Source organism: Marinobacterium arenosum (genome assembly GCF_019795155.1).
Taxonomy (GTDB): domain Bacteria; phylum Pseudomonadota; class Gammaproteobacteria; order Pseudomonadales; family Balneatricaceae; genus Marinobacterium_C; species Marinobacterium_C arenosum.
Genome location: NZ_JAILYN010000036.1, coordinates 20,692 through 46,005 on the forward strand (window position 1 = coordinate 20,692; position 25,314 = coordinate 46,005).

21 protein-coding genes are annotated in these 25,314 nt (G+C 61.0%); 17 read left to right on the top strand and 4 right to left on the bottom strand.

Features of this window, described 5'->3' with window-relative positions; translation table 11 throughout:
* Positions 1 to 154: 154 nt before the first annotated feature.
* The 12 genes from K6T12_RS15380 (at position 155) to K6T12_RS15435 (ending at position 11,248) form a co-directional block, all read left to right on the top strand.
* Positions 155 to 1,087, top strand: coding sequence for a 1-aminocyclopropane-1-carboxylate deaminase/D-cysteine desulfhydrase (locus K6T12_RS15380; RefSeq protein ID WP_222223754.1), 933 nt, complete (start codon positions 155 to 157; stop codon positions 1,085 to 1,087).
* Positions 1,088 to 1,175: 88 nt separating this feature from the next.
* On the top strand, positions 1,176 to 2,057 hold the full coding sequence (locus K6T12_RS15385; protein ID WP_222223755.1) for an NAD(+) kinase: 882 nt from the start codon (positions 1,176 to 1,178) through the stop codon (positions 2,055 to 2,057).
* A complete protein-coding gene (locus tag K6T12_RS15390; RefSeq protein ID WP_222223756.1) occupies positions 2,033 to 3,028 on the top strand; it encodes a metallophosphoesterase in 996 nt (331 codons plus the stop codon). The genes K6T12_RS15385 and K6T12_RS15390 overlap by 25 nt, the downstream gene beginning before the upstream one ends.
* A 112-nt stretch (positions 3,029 to 3,140) precedes the next feature.
* The gene (locus tag K6T12_RS15395; RefSeq protein WP_222223757.1) at positions 3,141 to 3,989 is read left to right on the top strand and encodes a rhomboid family intramembrane serine protease; all 849 of its coding nucleotides are present in this window, start codon (positions 3,141 to 3,143) and stop codon (positions 3,987 to 3,989) included.
* Positions 3,990 to 4,011: 22 nt separating this feature from the next.
* Entirely contained in the window at positions 4,012 to 4,863 is an 852-nt protein-coding gene (locus K6T12_RS15400; RefSeq protein WP_222223758.1) for an alpha/beta fold hydrolase, read from the top strand.
* A 66-nt stretch (positions 4,864 to 4,929) separates the two neighbouring features.
* A complete protein-coding gene (locus K6T12_RS15405; protein ID WP_222223759.1) occupies positions 4,930 to 5,196 on the top strand; it encodes a YeaC family protein in 267 nt (88 codons plus the stop codon).
* Positions 5,197 to 5,227: 31 nt separating this feature from the next.
* Positions 5,228 to 6,055: a DUF2797 domain-containing protein gene (locus K6T12_RS15410; protein ID WP_222223760.1), complete on the top strand. Its 828-nt coding sequence runs from the start codon at positions 5,228 to 5,230 to the stop codon at positions 6,053 to 6,055.
* Positions 6,056 to 6,067: 12 nt separating this feature from the next.
* Positions 6,068 to 8,692: an aminopeptidase N gene (gene pepN, locus K6T12_RS15415; RefSeq protein ID WP_222223761.1), complete on the top strand. Its 2,625-nt coding sequence runs from the start codon at positions 6,068 to 6,070 to the stop codon at positions 8,690 to 8,692.
* Positions 8,693 to 8,798: 106 nt separating this feature from the next.
* Entirely contained in the window at positions 8,799 to 9,185 is a 387-nt protein-coding gene (locus tag K6T12_RS15420; protein ID WP_222223762.1) for a hypothetical protein, read from the top strand.
* Between the two features lie 33 nt (positions 9,186 to 9,218).
* Positions 9,219 to 10,025, top strand: a complete 807-nt coding sequence (locus K6T12_RS15425; protein WP_222223763.1) for an AlbA family DNA-binding domain-containing protein — start codon at positions 9,219 to 9,221, stop codon at positions 10,023 to 10,025.
* Positions 10,018 to 10,614: an HAD family hydrolase gene (locus K6T12_RS15430; protein WP_222223764.1), complete on the top strand. Its 597-nt coding sequence runs from the start codon at positions 10,018 to 10,020 to the stop codon at positions 10,612 to 10,614. Before K6T12_RS15425 ends, K6T12_RS15430 begins: the two co-directional genes overlap by 8 nt.
* 82 nt (positions 10,615 to 10,696) lie before the next feature.
* The gene (locus K6T12_RS15435) at positions 10,697 to 11,248 is read left to right on the top strand and encodes a hemerythrin domain-containing protein (protein ID WP_222223765.1); all 552 of its coding nucleotides are present in this window, start codon (positions 10,697 to 10,699) and stop codon (positions 11,246 to 11,248) included.
* Between the two features lie 23 nt (positions 11,249 to 11,271).
* On the opposite strand, the gene K6T12_RS15440 is transcribed toward K6T12_RS15435, so the two are convergent.
* Together K6T12_RS15440 and K6T12_RS15445 are read right to left on the bottom strand one after the other, a co-directional pair.
* Positions 11,272 to 12,399 (bottom strand): GGDEF domain-containing protein, encoded by a 1,128-nt coding sequence (locus K6T12_RS15440; protein ID WP_222223766.1) that lies wholly within the window; start codon positions 12,397 to 12,399, stop codon positions 11,272 to 11,274.
* A gap of 249 nt (positions 12,400 to 12,648) precedes the next feature.
* Entirely contained in the window at positions 12,649 to 13,257 is a 609-nt protein-coding gene (locus K6T12_RS15445; protein ID WP_222223767.1) for a riboflavin synthase subunit alpha, read from the bottom strand.
* A gap of 78 nt (positions 13,258 to 13,335) precedes the next feature.
* Between K6T12_RS15445 and K6T12_RS15450 the strand changes: the two genes are divergently transcribed.
* Positions 13,336 to 14,232, top strand: coding sequence for a TIGR01777 family oxidoreductase (locus K6T12_RS15450; RefSeq protein WP_222223768.1), 897 nt, complete (start codon positions 13,336 to 13,338; stop codon positions 14,230 to 14,232).
* 15 nt (positions 14,233 to 14,247) lie between these two features.
* Here the strand turns inward: K6T12_RS15450 and K6T12_RS15455 are convergent, their stop codons facing one another.
* Complete coding sequence (locus K6T12_RS15455; protein ID WP_222223769.1) at positions 14,248 to 15,924, bottom strand: BatD family protein; 1,677 nt, start codon at positions 15,922 to 15,924, stop codon at positions 14,248 to 14,250.
* A gap of 176 nt (positions 15,925 to 16,100) precedes the next feature.
* On the opposite strand from K6T12_RS15455, the gene K6T12_RS15460 reads away from it, so the two are divergent.
* The 3 genes from K6T12_RS15460 (at position 16,101) to K6T12_RS15470 (ending at position 22,353) form a co-directional block, all read left to right on the top strand.
* A complete protein-coding gene (locus tag K6T12_RS15460; RefSeq protein WP_222223770.1) occupies positions 16,101 to 20,960 on the top strand; it encodes an NAD-glutamate dehydrogenase in 4,860 nt (1,619 codons plus the stop codon).
* Positions 20,961 to 20,975: 15 nt separating this feature from the next.
* Positions 20,976 to 21,194 (top strand): DUF2835 domain-containing protein, encoded by a 219-nt coding sequence (locus K6T12_RS15465; RefSeq protein WP_222223771.1) that lies wholly within the window; start codon positions 20,976 to 20,978, stop codon positions 21,192 to 21,194.
* Between the two features lie 133 nt (positions 21,195 to 21,327).
* A complete protein-coding gene (locus K6T12_RS15470) occupies positions 21,328 to 22,353 on the top strand; it encodes a quinone-dependent dihydroorotate dehydrogenase (RefSeq protein WP_222223772.1) in 1,026 nt (341 codons plus the stop codon).
* Positions 22,354 to 22,442: 89 nt separating this feature from the next.
* Here K6T12_RS15470 and rmf read toward each other — a convergent pair whose 3' ends face one another.
* On the bottom strand, positions 22,443 to 22,754 hold the full coding sequence (rmf, locus tag K6T12_RS15475) for a ribosome modulation factor (protein ID WP_315853615.1): 312 nt from the start codon (positions 22,752 to 22,754) through the stop codon (positions 22,443 to 22,445).
* Between the two features lie 209 nt (positions 22,755 to 22,963).
* On the opposite strand from rmf, the gene rlmKL reads away from it, so the two are divergent.
* The gene (gene rlmKL / locus K6T12_RS15480) at positions 22,964 to 25,114 is read left to right on the top strand and encodes a bifunctional 23S rRNA (guanine(2069)-N(7))-methyltransferase RlmK/23S rRNA (guanine(2445)-N(2))-methyltransferase RlmL (RefSeq protein WP_315853616.1); all 2,151 of its coding nucleotides are present in this window, start codon (positions 22,964 to 22,966) and stop codon (positions 25,112 to 25,114) included.
* Positions 25,115 to 25,314 lie beyond the last annotated feature (200 nt).

Consider the following 25,314-nt stretch of genomic DNA (forward strand, 5'->3'; position numbering starts at 1 on the left):
TCCATCGTTTGGATCTCACGTAGATAGTTAACTGGAACTGTGGGTAGTCCCGCTGCAGACGGTAATATGGCTGTGCCAACTGCGTCGGCTTTTAAAAGTTGGCTCACTCTAGTGTGCGATCATTGTTGTTTTGTGACAGAGGTTTTTCGGTTTCATGACGGTCGATCTGCTGACCTATCAGCCACCCCTCGAGCTGCAGTTGCTACAGCATCCGCTTCACCGGCGCCGAGCGGTCGAGCTTTGGGTGCTGAGGTTGGATCGCAGCCATCCCCGCATCAGCGGCAACAAGTGGTACAAGCTACAGCCGAACCTTCAGCAAGCGGTGGCGCAGGGTGCCCGCTGTCTGGTCAGTTTCGGTGGTGCCTACTCGAATCATATACATGCACTGGCCTGGGCCGGCCGACAGCTGGCAATCGAAACGGTCGGGGTGATTCGTGGCGAACCCGAGTATGCCGAAAATCCGACTCTTGGCGATGCAGGGCGCTGGGGGATGCGGTTGCGGTTTGTCGATCGGGCCAGTTACCGGCGCCGTCATGACGCCGACTGGCAGCGCAGCCTGCTGGCCGAGTATCCGGATGCCTTTCTGATTCCCGAGGGCGGTAGCAACCCGTTGGCCGTACGGGGCGGTGCCCGTTTGGCGCAGCAGATAGCCGCCCTGACGCTACAGCCCGACTGGCTGGTGACCGCCTGCGGCACCGGCGGTACCCTGGCCGGTCTGCTGGCCGGGGCCGATCCCCGTTGGCGACTGCTGGGTATCGCGGTACTGAAAAAGGCCGCCTTTCTGTATGACGATATCAACGCTCTGTTGGCCCAGGCCGAGCTGCCGGCCCGGGCGCGCTGGTGTATCGATCTGGCCGGCGATGTCGGCGGCTATGGTAAGGTCCCTTCGCAATTAATTGATTTCATGGCTGATTTTGAGCAGCGGCATGCTCTGCCGCTGGACCCGGTGTACACTGGCAAGATGTTCTGGCGGCTGCAGCAGCTGATCGAAAGCGGCTGTTTTCCCGCTGGCAGCCGGCTGCTGGCGCTGCATACCGGTGGTCTGCAGGGCCGGCGCGGGGTGGTGGGCTTGGCTGGCCGGGGTTGACCTGATGGTTGTATATCCGCCGCACGGAACCTTTCCTATAATGCGCCGCTTGGCCTGTACCAGTCGGCAAGGGTAATACGGAGAGCAGATGGACTATTTTCGCAATATCGGCCTGATCGGGCGTCTGGGCAGCAAGGGGGTGGTGGATACCCTGAAGCAGTTGATCCGCTTCCTGAACGATCAGGGGTTGCATGCGGTTCTCGACGAGCGTATTGCCGAACTGATGCCCGGCCACGGCCAGCAGGTCTGCAAGCAGAAGATGATGGGCGAGATTTGCGATCTGGTGATCGTGGTAGGCGGCGATGGCAGTCTGCTCGGCGCAGCCCGTTCCTTGGCCCAGAGCCATGTGCCGGTACTGGGGGTCAACCGTGGCAATCTGGGCTTCCTGACCGATATCGCCCCGGCCGAGATCGAACAAAAGGTCGCCGAGGTGTTGGAGGGCAAGTATACCGTCGAGAGCCGTTTCCTGATCGACGTGCTGGTCAAGCGTAACGGCGAGCCGATCGGCGAGATCACGGCACTGAATGACTGTGTGCTGCATCCCGGTAAAGCCGCCCGGATGATCGAGTTCGAGCTCTATATCGAGGGCCAGTTCGTCTATACCCAGCGTTCGGACGGCCTGATCGTATCGACCCCGACCGGCTCAACCGCCTATGCGCTGTCCGGCGGCGGGCCGATCATGCACCCCAAGCTCGATGCACTGGTATTGGTGCCGATGTTCCCGCATACCCTGTCCAGCCGGCCGATCGTAGTGGATGGCAACAGCGAGCTGAAGCTGGTGATCAGCGAACGCAACGAAACCTATCCGACCGTGTCCTGCGATGGTCAGAACAGTGTCACCTGCGCACCGGGCGATACCATCACCATCCACAAGAAGCCGCATAAGCTGAAGCTGCTGCATCCTCTCAACTACGACTTCTACCAGACCTGCCGTGAGAAGCTGGGATGGGGCGCCAAGCTGGGGGACTGAGGGTGAGTGGAGCACAGGGATATGACCTGATCGGCGATGTGCACGGTTGTGGCGACAGCCTGAAGCTGCTGCTGGAGCGGCTCGGCTACCGGCTGCAGAACGGTGTCTTTCGGCATCCCCGGCGGCAGGCGATCTTCCTGGGCGATATCGTCGATCGCGGCCCGCGAATCCGCGAGGCGTTGCATATCGTCCATGCGATGGTGGAGGCCGGCAGCGCCCAGATAGTGATGGGCAACCACGAATATAACCTGCTCTGCTATCTGACGCCGGGCAAGCCGGGCAGTGGCCGTGATTACCTGCGCGAGCGAACCCCGCGCCACCTGCGGATCCTGAAGGAGACCTTGGAACAGCTGGCCAATTATCCGGCGGAGCAACGCGAGTTTCTCGACTGGATACGGCAGATGCCGCTGTTTCTCGAGTTCGACGATTTCCGGGTGGTGCACGCTTGCTGGTATGCGCCGTTGATTGAGCGCTTCCGCGCAACCTATGGCGGCAACCGACTCACTGACGAGGCGCTACACCGCTCGGCCGAGCAGGGTTCCTTCGAATGGACCCTGATGGACCGCCTGCTGCGCGGTACCCATCTGCGATTGCCCAACGATGAGGTGATGATCAGCCGGGATGGCTTCAAGCGGTATTTCTTTCGCACCAAGTTCTGGATGGAGCATCCGGAATACTATATCGACGTGGCTTTCCAGCCCGATCCGTTGCCTGAGCATATAGCCCGCCAGCGGCTGAGTGAACAGAACCTGGCTGACCTTTACTACTATGGGGCGCAGGAACGGCCGCTGTTCATCGGTCATTACTGGCGCGAGGGAACCCCGGAACCGATCACCGAAAACATAGTCTGTCTGGATTATAGTGCCGTGAAATACGGCAAATTGGTCGCTTACCGGTTCGATGGTGAACAACAGGTCAGCGCCGACAAGTTCGTCTGGGTGGATGTCCGCCTGGAGATTCATGAACCTTAGCGGTGCCCTCGATTATTCGAGCGACACTGTTGTCCCTGAATGCTGCCGAACAGGGCGTGAGGAGAGGCGTTTGGTTATTCCCGATGAACGACGAGCCCCTTGGGGATAAATAATGGTTAAGGTACTCGAAGTACCCCTGCAGATGGACCTGGCGGAGTTTGCCGCCTTCTTGTGGCGCCACCAGATTCCGCACCGGATTGTCGAGCAGCCGGACCGGCAGGAGCTCTGGGTGGCGCACGACATCAGCGCCGACCGGGTGCGCGGGTTGTTCGAACTCTGGCAGCAGGGCGTCGACCTGGACCGTCTCGATCTGCGCAGCCGCCATCGTCAGCCGTCCTCGACCATCGGCTTCTGGCGCCAGCAACCGCTGACCCTGCTGCTGATCCTGTTCAGTTGTATCGCCACGCTGCTGATCGGCTTCGGTGACAATATGGAATGGCTGCGTCAGCTGACCATCGCCGAGCTGATTCAACAGCGCAATGAACTCTATACCACCGGCCTGGCGGGTACCTTTGAAAGCGGCCAGCTGTGGCGCCTGGTCACGCCGATCTTCCTCCATTTCAACGCGCCGCACCTGCTGTTCAACATGCTTTGGGTCTGGGTGGTTGGCAGCCGGATCGAACAGCGTCAGGGGGCATGGGTACTGCTTGGGTTGGTGCTGCTGTCCGGAATCCTTGCCAACCTGGCCCAGTATGTCGCCAGCGGGCCGCTGTTCGGTGGCATGTCTGGGGTGGTGTTTGCGCTACTGGGCTACAGTTGGCTGTGGGACCGGCGTCATCCACGCCAGCAGTTCGAGCTGCCGTCGGCATTGATGCCGCTGATGGTGGGCTGGCTGGTGCTGGGCTTTACCGGTGTGCTGGAGGGGATGGGCATGGGGGCGATCGCCAATACCGCCCACCTGACCGGGCTGCTGGTTGGGCTGGCCTATGTGCCGCTGGTCGGTCGTATTCTGAAGCCTTAGCCTTGAAGTGGAGAGGGCGTTGATGCACCCGGATCTACAGCACCTCTACGACAACCAGATGGCGCGCCTGCCGCAGCCGGTGCGCGGTTACGACCTGAAGTTTGGCGACTGGCGCACCCATGTCGTCGAAGCGGGCGATCCGCAAGCACCACCGCTGCTGGCCATTCACGGCATGCATACCCCGGCGCCGTTCAATCTCGAGATGGTCTGGCCGCTGGTCGAGCGCTATCGGCTTATATCGCCGGATCTTCCCGGCCAGACCGGTGGCAGTGAGGGGCCGGCACCGACGACGCAGCCCGGTGATTACGGCGGTTGGTTGCTGGCATTGATGGATCGATTGTCGCTCGAACGCTGCCCGATGGTCGGCATCTCGTTCGGCGGTGCGGTACTGCTCGATACTGCCGCGCTGGCGCCGCAGCGGGTCGCCGCCTCGGCGCTGATCGTGCCGGCCGGGCTGGATATCTCGCTTTGGCGGCCGCTCAGGGCGGTGGCGCTGAACTGGCTCAGGCACCGGGTGCAGAACAACCACAACAGCTTCAGGCGGATGATGGCCGAACTGATGGCCGAACCCTGGCCGGCGCTGGAACAGTTCTATCGCCAGGTGCTGTTGCATGCCGAATCGCCGGTGCTGCTGCCGCCGGGGCCGCTAAACCCCGACCAGTTGGCCGACTGGAGCGCGCCGGTACAGCTGGTGATCTGCTCCCAGGATATCTATTTCGAACCCCAACGGCTGCGCCAGCAGGCCCGCTTGCTGCTACCCGGCCTGCAGCAGGTAGTGGAACTGGACGACACCCATATTCCCGGGCTCTATCACCGGCTGCTGATTCAGCAGCAGGTCAAAGCCTTTCTGGAGCGCTACGATGAGCCCGGCTGATCACCCCTGACAGGACGCGCCGGCAACTTGTGGTACACTGGCCGCCAGCTAACAGAGGGATAGAAGATGACCTACGAAGAGCTGATTACGGCGATGACGCCGGATATGCACGCGGCCCTGAAACAGGCTGTGGAGCTGGGTAAATGGCCGGACGGTCGCCGCCTCGACAGCGAGCAGCGCGAGACCTGTCTGCGCGCGGTGATCGCCTATGAGCACCAGAACCTGCCGGAGCAGCAGCGCACCGGTTTTATCGACCGCACCAAGGCCGATGGCAGCCAGCACGGTAAAGATCCGCTGGCGCCGGATACCATCAAGATTCTCACCGATTCCTGATTCATACTGACTGCTGAGCCGAATCCTTTCTATGCACGAACTGGCCCGTGGTGCGCTCGCCAAGATGCGCACCGAGCTGGCCGACCCGGTGGTCTATCGACTGCCGGTCGGCGATTCCGAAATTCTGTTGAACGACTACCTCGGCAAGCCGATTGCGCTGGACTACCTGGGCGCTATCCACTGCCTGCATTGTGGCCGCAAGACCAACAAGAGCTTCAGCCAGGGCTATTGCTACCCCTGTTTCAAGAAGCTGCCGCAATGCGATCAATGCATCGTCAGCCCGGAAAAGTGCCATTACCACGAGGGCACCTGCCGCGACCCGGCCTGGGGCGAACAGTTCTGTTTCCAGGACCATTACGTCTACCTGGCCAACTCCTCCGGGGTCAAGGTCGGTATTACCCGCGGTACCCAGGTCCCGACCCGCTGGATCGACCAGGGGGCGGTGCAGGCGCTGCCGATCCTGAGGGTTTCCAACCGGCTGCAGTCGGGGCTGATTGAGCGGATCTTCGGCGCGCACGTCAAGGATAAAACCAACTGGCGCGCTATGCTGAAGGGCGATGTCAGCGAGCTGGACCTGCGCGCCCAGCGCGATGCGCTGTTCGATCTTTGCGCCGACCAGCTGGCCGGGTTGGAGCAGCAATACGGCCTGCAGGCAGTACAGCGGCTGCCGGAGGCCGAGCCTATCGACATTCACTACCCGGTCGAGCAGTACCCCAGCAAGGTGACCAGCTTCAACTTCGACAAGAACAGCCATGTCGAAGGGGTCTTGCAGGGCATCAAGGGGCAGTACCTGATCCTCGATACCGGGGTGATCAACATTCGTAAATTCACCGCCTATCAGGTGGCGTTCAGCGCCTGAATGGAGAGCACGATGTCAGAACAGCCGCAGGCAATCTATCTGAAGGACTACCAGGTTCCAGCTTACCTGGTCGAGCGCACCGAGCTGCGTTTCGAGCTGGCCGAAGAGCAGACCACCGTCATCGCCACGCTGCAGATGATCCGTAACCCGGACTGCAATCAACAGGCGCCGGCGTTGCAGTTGCACGGCCATGACAGCATGGTGCTGCAGTCATTGCAGCTCGATGGCGAGCCGCTGATGAACTACCAGCACAGCGACGAGCTGCTGACCATCGCCGAGGTGCCGGAGCGGTTTAGTCTGCAGATCGTTACCCTGATCGAGCCGCAGAACAACACTGCGCTGGAGGGGCTGTACAAGTCCGACGGTATGTTCTGCACCCAGTGCGAAGCGGAAGGTTTCCGCCGGATTACCTTCTACCCGGACCGGCCGGACGTGATGGCGGTATTCCGCACCACCATTGTCGCCGACAAGGCGAAGTATCCGGTGCTGCTGTCCAACGGCAACCCGGTCGAGCGTGGCGAGCTGGATGACGGCCGTCACTTCGTCACCTGGGACGACCCGTTCAAGAAGCCCGCGTATCTGTTCGCGCTGGTGGCCGGTGATCTGCAGCATATCGAGGAGCGCTACACCACGGCCTCCGGTCGTGAGGTGATCTTGCAGATCTTCGCTGAGGCCAAGGACCTCAACAAGCTGCAGTATGCGATGGACTCGCTGAAGAATGCGATGCGCTGGGACGAGCAGGTCTACGGTCGCGAGTATGATCTGGATATCTACATGATCGTGGCGGTCGACTTCTTCAACATGGGGGCGATGGAGAACAAGGGACTCAACATCTTCAACACCTCCTGCGTGCTGGCCAATCCGGAAACCACCACCGATGCCGCCTTCCAGCGGGTCGAAGGGGTGGTGGCGCACGAGTATTTCCACAACTGGTCCGGTAACCGGGTGACCTGTCGCGACTGGTTCCAGCTGAGCCTGAAAGAGGGCTTCACGGTATTCCGCGACGCCGAGTTCTCGGCCGACATGAATTCGCGCACCGTCAAGCGGGTAGAGGACGTAACCCTGTTGCGTACCGCCCAGTTCGCCGAAGATGCCGGCCCGATGGCCCACCCGGTGCGGCCCGAGTCTTTTATCGAGATCTCCAACTTCTACACCCTGACGGTCTACGAGAAGGGTGCCGAGGTGGTGCGGATGATCCATACCCTGCTGGGGCCGGAGCTGTTCCGCAAGGGCTCGGATCTGTACTTCGAGCGTCATGACGGTCAGGCGGTGACCACCGACGATTTCGTCCAGGCGATGGAGGATGCCTCCGGCCGCGATCTGAGCCAGTTCCGTCGCTGGTACAGCCAGGCCGGTACCCCGCGGCTGGCGGTCAGCGACAGCTACGATGAGGCCAGCGGTCGCTATCAGTTGCACGTCAAGCAGAGCTGTCCGGCTACCCCGGAAGCGGAGCGGAAACTACCGTTCCATATCCCGCTGGCGATCGGCCTGCTGGATGGCGAGGGCAACGACCTGCCGCTGACCGATGGCCAGACCAGCCAGGTGCTGGACCTGACCGAAGCCGAGCAGACCTTCACCTTCGAAGACATCCCGGTGCGACCGGTACCGTCGCTGCTGCGCGGCTTCTCGGCACCGGTCAAGCTGAGTTATCCGTACAGCCGCGAGCAACTGGTGTTCCTGATCCGGCACGACAGCGATGGCTTCAATCGCTGGGATGCGGCCCAGACGCTGGCCACCGAACTGATGGAAGCGCTGGTGGCGGATTATCAGGCCGGTCGCGAGCTGCAGATCGACAGCTGTCTGGTCGACGCTTTTGCCGCGGTACTGGACGACAGCAGTCTGGACCCGGCGATGGTCGCCAAAACCCTCAGCCTGCCGAGCGAAGCCTACCTGGCCGAACGCGCCGAGCAGGCCGATGTCGAAGCGATCCATGCGGTGCGCGAATTCCTGCGTCTGGTGCTGGCCAAGGCGCTGCGTGAGCGGTTCGAGCGGGTTTACCGGGCCAACTGCAGTGATGCGCCGTACAGTCCGGATGCCGAGTCGATCGCTCGCCGTAGCCTGAAAAACCTCTGCCTGGCCTACCTGATGACGTTGCAGCAGCAGAATTATCTGCAGCTGGCGCTGGATCAGTACCACCAGGCTGACAACATGAGCGACGCCCAGTCGGCGCTGGTACAGGTGGTGCATTCCGGGTTCGACGAGGCGCGCGAGCAGTTGCTGGGCGATTTTTACCAGCGCTGGCAGAAAGAGACGCTGGTGGTCAACCAGTGGTTGTCGGTGCAGGCCAGCAATCCTCAGCCGGACACCCTGGGCCGGGTTCGCCAATTGATGGAGCACCCGGCTTTCGATATCCGCAACCCGAACCGGGTGCGGGCACTGCTGGCGGTCTTCTGTGCGCAGAATCCGGTCAACTTCCATGCGGGCGATGGCAGTGGCTACCGGTTCCTGGCGGAGCAGGTGATCCGGCTTAACGAGTTGAACCCGCAGATCGCCTCGCGGCTGTTGACACCGATGACCCGCTGGCGCAAATTCGACCCGCAGCGCCAGACGCTGATGAAGGGGGCGCTGCAGCAGGTGATGGACAGTGGAGAGCTGTCGCGCGACGTCTACGAGGTAGTCAGCAAGAGCTTGGCCTGAGTTGAACAGGGGCAGCGGTCGTGAAAGCGTTCGCCACCCCTGTTCTACGACGCCAAGCAGTGCTTTAATGGGTCAAAACGTTTCATCAGATCAATAAGGAAGCACCATGGAACCGCATCTTTCCTTGGCTGAAAAGTTCGATATTCAACAGAATTACCGTCGCTACGTGCGGCTGCGTGAACGGCTGGAACAGACGCTGGAGCAGTACAAAGATGCCCGCGCCAGCCGGGTCTGGATTGCCGGCATCGTCACGTTGCTGTTTGCGCTGGCGTCCGATTTCTTCCTCGGTACCGCTGCCGGCCTGTTCGGGGTTTATTTCTACGGCGTGATCCGTCAGTGGATGCGCAGCAATGAAGCCAAGGAGGGGATCGAGCAGCTCGACCGCTGGTTCCACCGTAAGGGGCTGCGGTTCGAAGGCCGTATCCTGTACGCCCGCAATGACCAGATGCTGGAGCATCCGCTCGACCCGTTCGACGACGGCTGCTACCGTTAACGGGCACAGAGCCATCGCTGCTGGAGGTTATTGATGCAGCGCGAGTACCGGGGGCTAAGCCGCCGTACGCAGCAATTGCTGCAGATGGCGGAGGGGCGCACCGTCGATTTCAAGCGTGACGCCAGCGGTGTCAAGAGTCGCGATCTGGTGGCTTTTGCCAACGCACCGCTGGGCGGCACCATCCTGATCGGGGTCGAGGAGTACACCAGCAACGACGGTGTGCAGCGCGGCCGGGTGGTTGGCTGCCGGGTGGACGACAGCGTACGGCTGATACTGGTCAACAAGGCTACCGACTGCTTCCCGACCGTCGATCTGGAGCTCTATGTCGAGAACCTGGCCGATCGGCCGATCCTGCGCCTGGAGATCCCCTCCGGCCAATACAAACCCTACTGTACCCAGCGTGGCGACTACGCCATTCGTAGTGATGGCCGCAATCGGGCATTGCTGCCGGATGAGCTGCTGGCGATCTTCATGGAGCGGGAAGGCGAGCTGTTCCTGGCCCGTTTCCATGACGCGGTGACCCGGCTGGAACGGCAACTGGTAAACCTGCGTCATCTGCTGAGCAGCGGTATGCTCGATGTCAGCGAACATATCGGTGAACTGGATTCCCAGTTGAGCCGTACCACCGCCCGGCTCGGGCAGCTGACCGACAGCAACAAGAAACGTTCGCGTAACCTGCTGCAGATTCTCGAACAAAGCCGCGATACGGTTTCCCTGCTGGAGTCCCACCTGCGGCCCGAAGTGGAAGTGGAGCAGGCGGACGACCATGACCTGCTGCTGGACATCCAGCAGAAACTCGACCTGCTGATCAACGAGATCAATCCGGAAATCGATGCCTGATCTTAATGACCGCCATTGCTGGATCTTCGATCTGGATGGCACCCTGACCCGGCCGGTGCTTGATTTTCAGCACATTCGCAGCGAACTGGGCATCGCCCCGTCGCAGGATATTCTGGCCACCATAGCGGCGACCCCGGAGCCGCGGCGCAGTCAACTGGCCGAGCGGTTGGACCAACTGGAACGGCACTATGCGGCGCTGGCCGAGCCGGCCCAGGGGGTACTCCACCTGCTGGTTCATCTGCAGAACCGTGGTGCCCGGCTCGGCATCCTGACCCGCAATACCCGTGCGGTGGCGCTCAGCTCGCTGCAGGCGATCGGTGCCGCACATTTCTTTGAGCCCGACGCGGTGTTGGGGCGCGATGAGGTGCGTCCCAAGCCGGATCCGCACGGCATCGAGCACTTGCTGGCCCGCTGGCAATGCCGGGCCCATCAGGCGGTGATGGTCGGCGACTTTCGCTACGACCTGGAGGTGGGCCGTGCCGCCGGCACGGCGACCGTCCATGTCGCCAGGCAGGAGGCCGACCTTTGGCCGGAGCTGACCGACCTGCGGGTCGACTCGTTAACGCAACTGCTTGATCTTATGGAGTAACTCCGACGACTGATCCAGATCAGACCGTTGTCATCCAGCTTGGCTATAGTTAACAAATGCTCAAGTGTTGGAGGGAGAGCCAATGACGATGCTCGACGAACTGCATCAGGATCACGTTAACCTGACCCGTCTTCTGGATATGTTGCGGCAGAAGGTGGCCAAGCTGCGTGAGGGGGAACATCCAAATTTCGGCCTGATGGCGGATGTGATCGACTACATCACCAACTATGCCGATGTTCATCATCATCCACGCGAGGACCAGATGTACGCCTACTTCCGGGGCCGCGATGCGGAACTGGATAAGGCGATCGACCGTTGTGAAGCGGAACATAGGGAGATGAAGCACCTGGGGGTGGAGTTGTCGGAGGCGGTCGATTGCATTCTGCACGATGCGGTGATGCCGATGGATCAGTTTACCGACCGGTTGGAACAGTTTGTCACGCAGCAGACCGACCACCTGAACCTGGAAGAGGGGGAGCTGTTCCCGAAATTGCAAGCGGTGGCCAGCGAGGAGGATTGGCAAGAACTGACCAAAGACCTGCCGCGGCCGGAAGATCCGCTGTTTGGCGAGAAGCAGGCGGCTCAGTACAGTGAGCTGTACCGTGAGTTGCTGGCGGAGATGGTCAACCCTTAGCGGGTTGATCCCTTGTCAACGTATCAGGCGCTGCTCTGGCCGTACAACGGCTGATCCGGGAAAGCGACCTCGCTGACCCGGTTGCGGCCCTGATGCTTCGACTGGTACACCGCCATATCGGCTGCGTGTACCAGCTCATTGCCGATATCCGGCAAACTCCAGTCCAGCAATGCAGCCGGTGCGCAGGTGGAGAAGCCGATCGATGTGCTCATCCGGAACGGATGGCCTTTTTCCGAGCGGAACACCAGCTCCTGTACCCGTACCCGCAACTGTTCGGCGATCTGCCGGGCGCGCCCCGCATCGCAGTTGGGTAGCAGCACGGCGAACTCCTCGCCGCCGTAGCGCGCCACCAGGTCAGTCTTGCGCAGTGAGCCTTTCAGCAGCTGGCCGACGGTACGCAGCACTTGGTCGCCGCTGAGGTGGCCGAAGGTGTCGTTGACCTTCTTGAAGTGATCCAGATCGATGAACAGGCAGCTGAGCGGGTAGTTGCCACGACTGGCGCGGGACAGCTCAAGCAGCAACTCCTGATCGAAACTGCGCCGGTTTTTCACCTTGGTCAGCATATCCACCATGCTCAGCTGGCGCAGGTTTTCCTGGCTGATGCAATTTTCGATACAGACCGAAATCACCGCTGCCAGATGAGCGACGTAGTCGTAACGGAACTGCTCGCTGTAGCGGTCGGGATCGCTGCTGCCCAGGTGCAGGCCGCCAATCAGGCACTGGCCGTGGGTCAATGGCAGCAGGGCGCAGGAAAGCAGCTTGGCATTGCTGGCTGGAAAGGCGCGTTGTTGCAACTCCTGGCACAACGGGCCGACCTGCAATTGACCACGCGGGTAGAGCGACCTGAGCAACCGCTGGTTGTCGACGAAGCTGAGGTTGGCGGTGCTTTGCAGTAGGGATTCATCGAGCAGCTGACGGGCGGCATGCTCGGGGTCGAACAACACCAGCTGGATGGCACTGAGCCGGAAGTGTGTCTTGAACTCGACCAGGATCAGTTGCAGCAGATCGGCCAGCCGACTGCAGTTGAGCAGCTTGAGTTCGAGCGCAAAGAAGCTCTGCAGAGTCGCTTCATTGCGCTCCGCTTTACTGACCATCAGTCGAAGCGTGCGCTTCAACTCAAGGTTTTCCTGCTCCAGTGACGATCGCCCCATCCGGCCTCCGAACATTTCGGTCAGTATTTTTATCGGCGGACCGGAACAAATATAAAGTAAAACTATTGCCAAAAGGTATAAAAAAATCGCCGCTGGGTAATTTCCAGTGACGGGGCTAAAGCGGTTTGAAAACGGGCGCTTAGGCCCGCCTTGCGGGCCTGAGATCAGGCAGCGGTTGGCACCGGCCGCAGGCGGGCAGCAGCGTGCCGGTGCCGCTGCGGCGGGAAATGCCAGTCTATCCGGGTTTGGTCAGCCGCGGCTGGCCAGGTAGCGCTCGACGGTGTCGACGGTAGCCTGGGTCTGCGGATCGATCTCCAGGTTGATCCGCTCACCGACGGTTGCGCTGCCGAAGGTAGTCAGCGCCAGGGTTTCCGGAATCAGGTAGACGTTGAAACGGTTGTCGCGCACCTCACCGATCGTCAGGCTGGCGCCGTTCAGGGCTACGAAGCCCTTCGGCAGGATGTATTTGAGCCACTGTGGAGCGACTTCAAACCACAGGATGCAGTTGTTCTCAGGTCGTTCGATCTGCACGATCTCCACCTGGTCATGAACATGACCGGACAGCAGATGGCCGCCGATCTCGTCGCCGATCCGCGCGGCCCGCTCGAAATTGACCAGGCCGCCGAGTTGCAGGTCCGCCAGGTTGGTTACCTTGAGGGTCTCCATGATCAGGTCGAAGTTGACCCGGTTGCCGTCGAAGGCGGTAACCGTCAGGCAGGTGCCGTTGACGGCGATCGATGCGCCCAGCTGCAAGTTGTCTGCTCGTTCTTCGGGCAGCAGCAGGGTCAGCCGCATGAAATCGTTCAGTTGCTCGAGGGCTACCACTTCGGCCTTGCCCTGAATAATGCCGGTAAACATGGGAAGTTCTTACTCGCTTAACTACTCTGAATGCGTATTAGAACAGCATTGCCAAGGGTTTGGTCAAGGAATCGAACGATGCGGATACTGGTAACCGGGGGAACCGGGTTTATAGGGCAGGCGCTGATCAATCGCCTGCTGGACGAGGGCGAAGAGGTGATCTGCCTGAGTCGGGAGCGTGCCAAGGTTGCACGGCGTTTTGCTGATCGGGTGCGCGGCGTAGCCGCGTTGGCGGAGTTGGCCGACGAGCCGCTGGACGCGGTGATCAATCTGGCCGGTGCGCCGATTGCTGATCGCCGTTGGAGCGCGGCCCGCAAACAGCTGCTGCGTGACAGCCGGCTGCAGCTGACCGGGCAGTTGATCGACTGGCTGGCGCAGCGCAGCCAGCGGCCGGCGGTGCTGATCAGCGGCTCGGCGATCGGCTATTACGGCGCCCAGCAGGGGGACACCCAGCTGGATGAAAACGGCAAATACTGCGACGGCTTCACCCACCGGCTTTGTGCCGATTGGGAGGCGGCTGCGCAACGGGCCGAATCGCTCGGTGTGCGGGTCTGCCTGATTCGTACCGGGGTGGTGCTGGGGCCGGGCGGTGGAGCGCTGAGCAAGATGCTGCCGCCGTTCCGGTTTGGCCTGGGCGGCCGGGTTGGCCATGGCCGGCAGTGGTTCTCATGGGTACACCTGCAGGACGAAGTGGCGGCGATCCTGTTCCTGTTGCGCAACGAGACCCTGGCCGGGCCGTTCAACCTGACCGCGCCTGACGCGGTTCGTAACGAGCAGTTCAGCCAGGCGCTGGGGCGGGTGTTGAAGCGACCGGTCTGGCTGCCGGTACCGCCGCTGATGGTCAAGCTGATGCTGGGTGAGGGCGCCGAGCTGCTGCTGGAGGGCCAGCGGGTCTATCCGGCGCGATTGCTGGATGCCGGTTTTCAGTTCCACTACCCACAGCTGGATGCGGCGCTGCAGGAAGTATTTCACTGACCTATGGCGGCAACCTCAGAGCGGGGCATAGCTGTCGGCTTGGTTCAGGCTGCGCAGGGTGTCCACCGCTTGCAACAGCAGGTCGCCCTGCCAATAGCCGTCGCCATCGTCATAGATATGCTGTTCCAGGTCGAGAATCAGCAGGTTCAGCGTTTCACTGCCGGCCAGCTGACTGATATCGGCACAGTTCTCGATCGGCAGCTCGGGCCAGAACCGTTGCGCCCAGGCCAGCAGCGCCTCCCGTGCCAACAGCGCATCGCCCTGCTGACAGGCCAAGGTCAGTGCCTGGAAGGCGGTATCCTGATCAAGGGCGCCCTCCACCGGTACCGAGTCATAGTCGCCCGCCATCATCCGTCGCTCGGCTCCACCGGCCCGCTTCAAGGTACGCAAGGCGTGAAAGGTATACAGCCAGCCCAGCGCGCTGATGATGCTGATCGCGGTCAGCAGCCAGACCAGCAGATTGCCGCTGTCAGATGGTTCGTCGCTTTTTATATCCTCTGGAGCTGGCGTTGCGTCGGTGCTCATCGGTTGCGATTTTTCGGTCACTGTCGCCATTGGCTCGGCGGTTTCGCCGTCGCCTGATGGCGCTGTACTGGCACTGGTCACATTCAGCAGCCGGGGGCCGATCTCCACCTGGCGGCTGCGGTCCAAGCGGGTGTGCCACCAGGGGATTCGGATCGGCTTCAGGGTCACCTCGCCGCGTTCGGTCGGGGTGATGCGCAGCCGCTCGATCCGGCTGCTGATCAGGCCGTTGGAGGTCATCTCCTCATCCAGTTCCACCTGCAGCAGCTCGATACGGGCCAGTTCGTTGGTCAGCGGGCTCAGCGCCGGCAGGGTCTTGGCGGTCACCCCGCGGGCCCGGATGGTTAGACTGCGTTCCAGGCTTTCACCCATCTGCAGCTGGCTGTTCTGCTGCAGGCTGTCCTCCAGGGTCACCTCCGACGAGGGCAGCCAGTATCCGCGCTGCTGCTGAAGCGCGGCCGGCAGTACGTCGATGGTCAGCGGCGCGCTCTTCACCTCCTGCAGCACCCCGGTCGGACTGCCGGCGCTGTAGATCTGGGCCGGAATCTGCATCACTCCCGCCTTATGCGGAAAGATCAGGTAGCGTTTTTCCAGTACATGGAAGGCCTGACCGCGTCTGACCATCTGGCGTTTGATCGGGTTGCCGAACGGTTTGACGGTGGCGTTCGGCAGTTGCGGCGAGCTGAGTGTGGCGTCATCAGGCAGCGGTTTGCGGTGCCAGAGTCGCAACGTCAGCAGCAACTGGCTGTCGACGTAGAGTTCGCTGGTATCGGGCAGGGCTTCCAGGATTGCCGGAATCTCCACCGGCGTATCCGGGCCGGCCTGGTCGCCTTCCACGGTCAGCTGCAGCGGTGCGGTCTGCTCGTTGCCGATCAGCAGCGCCGGGATGCTCAACGGGCCGCTGCGGCGTGGCCGCAACAGCACCCGCCAGCGGGTACTGGCCTGTTTGCCGTCGCGGCTGTGGCTGGAGATGGTCATCTTCTTGGTGCCGAGCACCTGGAAATCGGCGTGCAGTGGCGACAGGTCGGGCTGCGGTGCGAACTGCTGGTCGGATTCCAGCGTCAGTCGCAGTGAGCTGCCCTCGGCCACGGTATAGCGGTCCAGATAGGCATTCACCGCTGCCTCAGCAGGCAGCGCGCAGAACAGAATCGTCAACAGCAGCGTTCGCATAGGGTCCGGTCACTCAACGGGACGGCCGTTCCTCGACCGTGGCTGGGCTCTATTATCAGGAAACTCCGTGGCTTGTTCAATGAACCCGGCCGCCGCTAGTCGGCCGGCGGATGCCGGCTGGCGACTATACTCGAGTGCAGGGCGGCAATTAACCCGGCCATCAGGAGGAACAGCCGATGCGGTCTTACCAGTCCGACCATAAGGATGCGCTGTTACAGTCGCTGTATGAGCTGATCAACCAGCGTCTGCCAGCCGAGCGCAGTGCCGAACTGACAGAATTTGCCAGCAAATACTTTGCCTCGGCGTCGGCTGCGGACCTGGAAGAGTGGCGGCTGGAGGACCTGTACGGCTCGACGCTGGCGTTCTGGCAGTTTATGCAGAAGCGTAAGCCGGATCAGGCCAAGGTCAGGGTGTTCAACCCCGATTACGAACAGTTTGGCTGGCAGTCGACCCATACCGTGATCGAGGTGTTGCACGCCTATATGCCGTTTATCGTCGATTCGCTGCGGATGGAGTTGAATCGTCGCAACCTGACCATCCATGCCATCCATAATGCGGTGTTGACTCTGAAGCGGGATCAGCGGCACTGTTTCCAGGGCTTGCTGGCGAAGGAGAGCCGGGCCAAGGGGGCGGTGCGTGAGTCGCTGGTGGCGATCGAGGTGGACCGGCGCACCGACCCAAGCGAGTTGACCGACCTGGAGCAGACCCTCAATGCCATCCTGGAGGACGTTAGCCTGGTGGTGGAGGATTTCGAGCCGATGGTGGCCCGCTGCGACATGCTGGTATCCGAGTTCGACAAGGTGCCCGAGTCTCTGGCCAAGCAGGATGTTGCCGAAGCGCTGGACTTCGTCAGCTGGCTCAAACAGCATTTCACCTTTCTCGGCTATGACGAGTTCGAACTACAGCAGCAGGCCGACGGGACGATGTTGATGCCGGTGCTCGGCAGCCAGTTGGGGCTGTTGAAGTTCTGTGACGAACACTGCCGTTCCGAACTGGTCAGCAGTCCTCGCGATGCCGGCGAATTCGAGCTGATTCCCGAAATTCTGTCGTTCTCCAAGTCACCCAATAAGTCGCGGGTGCATCGCCCGGCCTATCCCGACTATATCAGCGTCAAGCGTTTCGACGACCGGGGACGGGTTGTCGGTGAAAGCCGTTTCCTGGGGCTGTATACCTCGGCGGTCTACAACCAGAGTGCGCGCCGGATCCCGGTGGTGCGGCGCAAGCTTGATGAGGTGCTGAACCGTTCCGGTCTGTTCCGCTTCGGTCATGACTGGAAGGAGCTGATGCAGATCCTGGAGATCTATCCACGTGACGACCTGTTTCAGATCGATGTGGATTCGCTCTATGAAACCGCGATGGGGATTCTGCATATCCACGAACGGCGTCAGATCCGCCTGTTTCTGCGGCGTGATCGCTATGGTCGCTTCTTCTCCTGTCTGGTGTATGCGCCTCGCGAGGTCTACAGCACCGAGTTCCGCACCCGGGTACAGGATATCCTGTGCCGCGAACTGGCCTGCGATCAGGTCGATTTCAATACCTATTTTTCCGAGTCGATCCTGGCGCGTACCCAGTACCTGCTGCGCAGCAGCAGCGGCAGTGTCGCCGAGCAGGTCGATGTCCAGCAGCTGGAGAAACAGGTTCGGCAGGCGGCCCGGGGCTGGAGCGACGATCTGTACGATGCGTTGGTGGAGTCGGCTGGCGAGGAACGTGGCATACGTCTGTACAACAACTACGGCAGCGCCTTTTCCGCCAGCTACCGTGCCTCCTTCAATGCCAGCAGCGCGGTGGTCGATATCCAGCATATGGAGAAGCTGTCAGAGGCGCGGCCGATCGAGCTGAGTTTCTACCGGGCGCTGGAAAAGAGTACCGAGCTGATCAGTTTCAAGTTGTTCCACCTGGCGACCCCGCTACCGCTGTCCGATGTGCTGCCGGTGCTGGAAAATTTCGGCCTGCGGGTGATCGACGAATATACCTATCCGGTCCAGCACGCGCGTGCCACGCTCTGGATCCACGATTTCAACCTGGCTTACCGGGGCACTGAGTCGATCAGCTTCAACCTGCTGCAGACGGTGTTTGAAAAGGCCTTCCTGGCGGTCTGGCAGGGCAAGGCCGATAGCGATCACTTCAACCGTCTGGTTCTGTCCACCCGCAGCGGCTGGCGCGATGTGGCGATGCTACGCGCTTATGCTGCCTATATGAAACAGACCCTGTTTCCGATCAGCCGCTCGGCGATCAGTGAAGCGCTCAACCGCCATGCCGGTCTGAGCCGCTGCCTGGTGGAGCTGTTCTATGCCCGGTTCGATCCGCAGCAGCACAGTGAAAGGAAGCAGAGGGCGCTCGAAGAGCGGCTGCTGGAGGGGCTCGAGCAGGTCCGCAGCCTGACCGAGGACCGGGTGATCCGCCAGTACCTGGCGTTGTTCAAGGCGACCTTGCGGTGTAATTTTTTCCAGCACCGACGGGGCCCGGCCAGATCCTGCTTCGCTTTCAAGCTGGCGCCGGAGCGCATTCCGCTGATGCCGAAGCCCCGGCCGCGTTACGAGATATTCGTACACTCGCCGCGGATGGAGGGGGTACATCTGCGCAGCGGCAAGATAGCCCGCGGCGGATTGCGCTGGTCGGACCGCCACGAGGATTTCCGCACCGAAATACTGGGGTTGGTCAAGGCTCAGCAGGTCAAGAATGCCCTGATCGTTCCTATCGGCGCCAAAGGTGGCTTTATTGCCAAACGGTTGCATGATGGCATGAGCCGTGAGCAGCGGCTGGCTGAAGGCGAAACCTGTTACCGGGTCTTCATCAACACCCTGCTCGATATCACCGATAACCTGAAGGCTCAAAAGGTTTTGCCTCCGCCGGACATGGTCCGCTACGACCGGGATGACAGCTATCTGGTGGTGGCGGCCGACAAGGGCACCGCCAGCTTTTCCGATATCGCCAACGAATTGGCGTGTAAGCATGGTTTCTGGCTGGGTGACGCCTTCGCCTCCGGCGGCAGTCACGGCTACGACCACAAGAAAATGGGCATCACCGCACGCGGCGCCTGGGTCTCGGTAGAGCGCCACTTCCGCGAGTTGGGCCGCAATACCGGTAGCGAGGATTTCACCGTACTGGGGATCGGCGATATGTCCGGTGATGTGTTCGGCAATGGCATGCTGCTGTCAAAGCATATCCGGCTGCTGGCCGCGTTCAATCATCAGCACATCTTCATCGACCCCGAGCCGGATCCGCAGCGCAGCTGGCAGGAGCGCCAGCGATTGTTCAAGCTGCGCCGATCCAGCTGGGCCGACTATGACGGCACGCTGATCTCAAAAGGCGGCGGGGTGTACGAGCGCAGTGCCAAGTCGATTGCGTTGAGCCCCCAGGCGAGAAAACTGACCGGTTTGAAAGCCCGCCAGGTCACCCCGGCCGAGCTGGTCAGCGCGCTGCTGACGATGGAGGTCGACCTGCTCTGGAACGGTGGAATCGGTACCTATGTCAAGGCGTCCGACGAGAGCCATGCCGAAGTGGGCGACAAGGCCAATGATGCCGTGCGGGCCAATGCCGATCAGTTGCGGGCGCGGGTAATCGGCGAGGGCGGTAACCTCGGCCTGACCCAGCGGGCGCGGATGGAGTTTGCCGCCCGGGGCGGGCGGATCAATACCGACTTTATCGATAACGCCGGCGGCGTCGATTGCTCGGACCGCGAGGTCAACCTCAAGATCCTGCTCAACCAACTGGTCCGCGACGGGGATATGACTGAAAAACAGCGTAACAAGCTGCTGCTCGATATGACCGACGAAGTAGCCGGGTTGGTGTTGCAGGATATCTATCGCCAGGTCCAGGCGATCTCTTTGGATGAGGCGCGCTCGCTCAGCAACATGCCGGAATATCGAAGGCTGATCAATAACCTGGAGGCCAGTGGCCGGTTGGATCGGGCGTTGGAGTCGCTGCCGGACGACGAACAGCTGATAGAGCGTCATGGCCGGAGCCAGGGGCTCAGCCGACCGGAGCTGGCGGTGCTGATCTGTTACAGCAAGTCCGAGTTCAAGGCGATGTTGGCCAAGGCGCCGTTGATGGACGACCCCTACCTGGCCAAGGAGCTGGCCGTTGCATTTCCGGCGGTGATCAGCGAACGCTTTATTGATCAGCTTAAGAACCACCGTTTGAAGCGGGAGATCATCGCCAACCAGATTGCCAACCAGTTGGTTAACTTCATGGGGATCAATGCGCCGTCCAGGTTGCGCGCCTCCAGCGGTGCGGCGCCGGCGATCATCGCCCGGGCCTATATCCTGGCTCGTGACGTGTTCGACATTGTGCCGCTGTGGCGGCGGCTGGAAACGCTGGATTACCAGATCGATGCCGCTGTGCAGCTTGAGATGATGCTAAATCTGCAGCATCTGATGCGACGGGCGACCCGCTGGTTCGCACGCAACCGGCGTGGCAGTCTGGATACGGCGGCGGAGGTCCACAGCTTTCGCGAGTCGCTGGAAAAGGTCTGTCATCGGTTGGGCGAGCTGCTGCAGGGTAAGCCAAAACAGCGCTGGCTGATGGCTTACCAGCGCTATCTGGAGGCCGGTGTGCCGGACCGGGTGGCGGAACTGGTGGCCGGCGCCCCGATTCTGTATACCCTGCTGGGGATGATCGAAGTTGCCCGCAAGAGTCGCCAGAGTGAGGATCTGGTGGCGACCACCTATTTCGAACTGGGAGACCGCTTGGGGCTCTATCTGCTGGCCCAGCAGCTCAATGAGCTGGAGGTGGTCAATCACTGGCAGGCCCTGGCGCGGGAGACGTTCCGTGATGAGCTGGATACACAACACCAGGCGCTGACCCGCCATCTGCTGCAACTCGGTGAGCAGGCGGGTCATACCCGGCCACCGGATGTGGACGGCTGGATGGCGGCAAACAAGGAGTTGATGGAGCGTTGGCAAGTGGTTCTGTCAGAGCTGCAAAATGCCGAACGGCCGGAATATGCGATGTATACTGTCGCGATTCGTGAGTTGTGCGATCTGGCCAATGCCGGCAGTTATCTGGACAGCATGGTTGAGGTCGAAGGTAAATAAGGCTTGTTCCACTCTATGCAAACGGTGATTGTCGATATCCATATCAGCAGCGAGCAATACCTGGCTCACTACCAGGGCCGGGTGACCGATGTTGTCGCCCGGGCGCTGGATGGCCGCCGGGTACGTTTCCCCTCCAACCTGCTGCAGCCGTTCCTGTTGCATGACGGCATTCGCGGTCGTTTCCAGATCGAATTTGATCGCAACGGCAAGTTCCAGGGGATCAGGCGGCTTTGAGGGCGCGTAACCCGGGCCACGTTATATCCCCTAGAAAAATTACAGAAACGGGCAGAATTTCGCTAAAATGGGCCGCTTTTCGCCCGAAGGCAAGCTATAATCCAGCGCAAATTCAAACAGGTAGAGACGACTGATGCTGTATCCACTGGCCCGATCGCTGATGTTCCGCATGGACCCGGAAACCTCCCATGACCTTGCCCTCCACGGTATGAACCTGGCGGCGACGCTGGGGATTCCGAAACTTCTGGGTGCGGAAACGGTCAGCCACCCGGTCGAGGTGATGGGGCTGCGTTTTCCCAACCCGGTCGGTTTGGCGGCGGGGCTGGATAAGAACGGTATCGCGGTGGACGGCCTGGCTGCGATGGGCTTTGGTTTCATCGAAGTGGGTACGGTCACGCCGAAGGCTCAACCGGGCAACGACCGCCCGAGGCTGTTCCGGTTGCCGGAGCATACCGCGATCATCAACCGCATGGGGTTCAACAACCTGGGCGTCGATCAGCTGCTGAAGAATCTCGAGCGCAGCCGCTACCAGGGTGTGCTGGGGATCAATATCGGCAAGAACAAGGTGACGCCGAATGAGAAGGCCAACGACGACTACCTGCTTTGCATGCGTAAAGTCTACAGCAGGGCGTCCTATATCACCGTCAATGTCTCCTCGCCGAACACGCCGGGGCTGCGGACCCTGCAGCATGGTGATTCGCTGAACGGCCTGCTCGATGCGCTGAAGACCGAACAGGCGCGTCAGGCCCGGTTGCACGGCCGCTACGTGCCGATCGCGGTGAAGATTGCGCCGGATATGGAGGCCGACGAGTTGACCGCGGTGGCCAATGCCTTGAAGGCCTATGAGATCGACGGCGTTATCGCCACCAATACCACGCTGTCGCGCGAAGGGGTGGAAAACCATCGTTTTGCCGATGAAGCGGGTGGTCTGTCCGGCGCGCCGGTGCGTAACCGCTCCACCCAGGCGATCCGCACCCTGGCGGAAGCACTGGACGGCGCATTGCCGATTATCGGTGTCGGCGGTATCACCGAGGGGTTTGATGCGGCTGAGAAGATCGAGGCGGGCGCCAGCCTGGTGCAGATCTATACCGGCTTCATCTACCGGGGGCCGAAGCTGATTCAGGATTCGGTGCGGGCGATCCAGGCGTTGGAAGGCTGACAGTGTAGCCCCGGGGGCGGGCAATAGAGATGGGCAATAAAAAGGCTCCCTGCCTGGGAGCCTGTTGAAGAATAGAAGGCTAATCGCTACTAGTGAAATGCAGGGTTGGCCTGAATCGCCGATACACCGGATTGGCCATTCCAGTGCGCTTCTCGGCCTTCACGCCAGCCATTCATCCAGACGCTGCGTAAATCTGTCGAACTAACGGGGCAGGAATCTCTTGATTTTCCACTAAGTCCTGCCTGGAAACCACGGCTAAACAGAACTGAACTACGATCGCGCTTCTGTCTTTTCATAGTTGAGCCTCTTTGCATTGCGTCGTTTTTTCTTGGCTTGCAACCTGTCCATGAAGTTGCAAGGGTGTGATCAGTCCGTTGGTCACGGTTATCACGGACCTCCATTGTTAACTCAATTGGCCGGCTGTTTCGATTTAAAATGACTATCTGTTACTAGGCTGTAATAAAAGTACGCTGCACGCAGTTGCAAAAACGATTAGCTTTCAGGAGCTTACGATCGCCATCCGGATGACTTCACTAAACTGAAATATTTTCATGTTTGGCGATTGACGATTGAACTTACCGCCGGCCCGGGTCGGTGCACCGAGAAGAGAATGATGAAGCTGTTTGTCACCTGTCCGAAAGGTATAGAACCTCTGCTGGCCGAAGAGCTGCAGGCGCTGGGCATGGAGGAGGTCAAGCCGACGGCCGCCGGCGTCTATGTGGAAGCAGAACTGGAGGACGCATACCGGATCTGCCTCTGGTCGCGACTGGCCAACCGTGTGCTGCTGCCGCTGTGCCGCGAGCCGATCAGTGACGCGGACAGCCTCTACGCACTGGTGCAGTCGGTCAACTGGCTGGAGCATATGCGCTCTACGGCCACCCTGGCGGTCGATTTCAACGGTACTTCGGAGCAGATCAAGAACACCCAGTTCGGTGCCCAGAAGGTAAAGGATGCCATCGTCGATCAGATCCGCAAACTGACCGGCCAGCGCCCGTCGGTACAACGCGAGCGGCCGGACCTGCGCATCAACTGTTACCTGCACAAGGGCGAGCTGACCCTCGGCATCGACCTGTCCGGTGACAGCCTGCACCGGCGCAGCTACCGCCTGCAGGCCGGTGGAGCGCCGATGAAGGAGAACCTGGCGGCGGCGATCCTGTATCGGGCCGGCTGGCTGGTCAGTGAGGATCCGTTGTTGCTGGACCCGATGTGCGGCTCCGGTACCCTGGTGATCGAGGCGGCCATGATGAGTGCCGATATCGCGCCCGGACTCAGTCGCAGCTACTACGGTTTCCAGGGCTGGTTGCAGCATCGCCGGGAGATCTGGAATGGCTTGCTGGCCGAGGCGCGCGAGCGCCGCAGCGAAGGGTGCGCGCAGCTGGACAAGCAGTTCATCGGCCGCGATCGCGACGAGCGGGTGCTGGAGATCGCCCGGCAGAACGCCGAGCGGGCCGGTGTGGCCGACTTCATCCGTTTCGAAGTGGGTGATGCGACCCTGCTGAGCCGGGATTCGCTGCCGCAGGGCAGTGGCCTGCTGGTGACCAACCCGCCCTACGGCGAGCGGATGGGCGACAACGCCCAGCTGATGTTCCTCTATCGTCAGCTCGGTAACCTGTTCAAGCAGGAACTGGGCGGCTGGGGCGTGGCCCTCTATTCCGGCAACCCGGACCTCTGCCAGGTGGTCGGTTTGCGTGCCGACAAGCAGTACAAGATGTACAACGGCGCGCTTGAAGGCCGGCTGATGTTGTACAGCATCCATCAGCGCGACCCGGATGCCGAACCGGTGTCGGCCGCCCAGGCCGATGCATTCCAGGTGCCGCCGGAAGTGGGCGAGATGTTCGCCAACCGGTTGCGTAAAAACCTGCGCCAGTTGAAAAAGTGGCTCAAGCGGGAGCAGATCGAGTGTTACCGGCTATACGATGCCGATATCCCCGAGTTCGCCGTGGCGGTCGATGTCTATGGTGACCGGGTTCATGTGCAGGAATACGCGCCGCCGAAGAAGGTCGATCCGGTCAAGGCGTTCGAGCGGCTGCAGGCGGTGATGCAGGTGGTGCCCCAAGTATTGGAGATTCCCGCCAACCATGTGGTGTTGAAGCAGCGCAGCCGGCAGAAGGGCAGCCAGCAGTATGAGAAGCAGAGCGACAGCCAGCAGTTCCTGACGGTGCATGAGCATGGCTGCAAACTGCGGGTCAACCTGCGCGACTATCTGGATACCGGCCTGTTCCTGGACCACCGGCCGGTGCGCCACCGCATCCAGCAGCTGGCGGCCGGCAAGGATATGCTGAACCTGTTCTGCTATACCGCGACCGCCTCGGTTCATGCCGCGGTCGGTGGCGCCGCCAGCACCACCAGTGTCGATATGTCAGCCACCTACCTGCAGTGGGGCCAACGCAATATGTCGCTGAACGGCTTCGGCGAAGGGGCCCACCGGTTTATCCAGGCGGACTGCTTCAAGTGGCTCAAGGCGCAGCGTGGTGCGAGTTACGACCTGATCTTCATGGATCCGCCGACCTTCTCCAACTCCAAGCGGATGGACGGGGTGCTCGATGTGCAGCGTGATCACGTCGGCCTGATCCGGCTGGCAATGAAATTGCTGCGCCCGGGCGGCCTACTGATCTTCTCCAACAACTACCGTCGCTTCCAGATCGACCGGGACGCATTGGCGGAGTTCGATATCGCGGATATCACCGACCAGACGCTGGACCCGGATTTCAAGCGTAATAGCCGCATCCACGTCTGTTTCGAGATCCGCCACCGCCAGTAAGCTGCCTTCAGCCGGCTGCAGTCTGCCGCACCCTGTTGTGGCAGGCGCATCCTGGCCGGAGGCCGGCAGGGCGCTGACGTAGATACCATCTCTCGATTCCGGCCACAACGGCCTTTTACGGCAGTTGTGGTTGGAATTCTTGCTGGTTTTTCACCACACCGAAACAGATGTGTACCAGCTTGCGCATGGCGGCGCCCAGC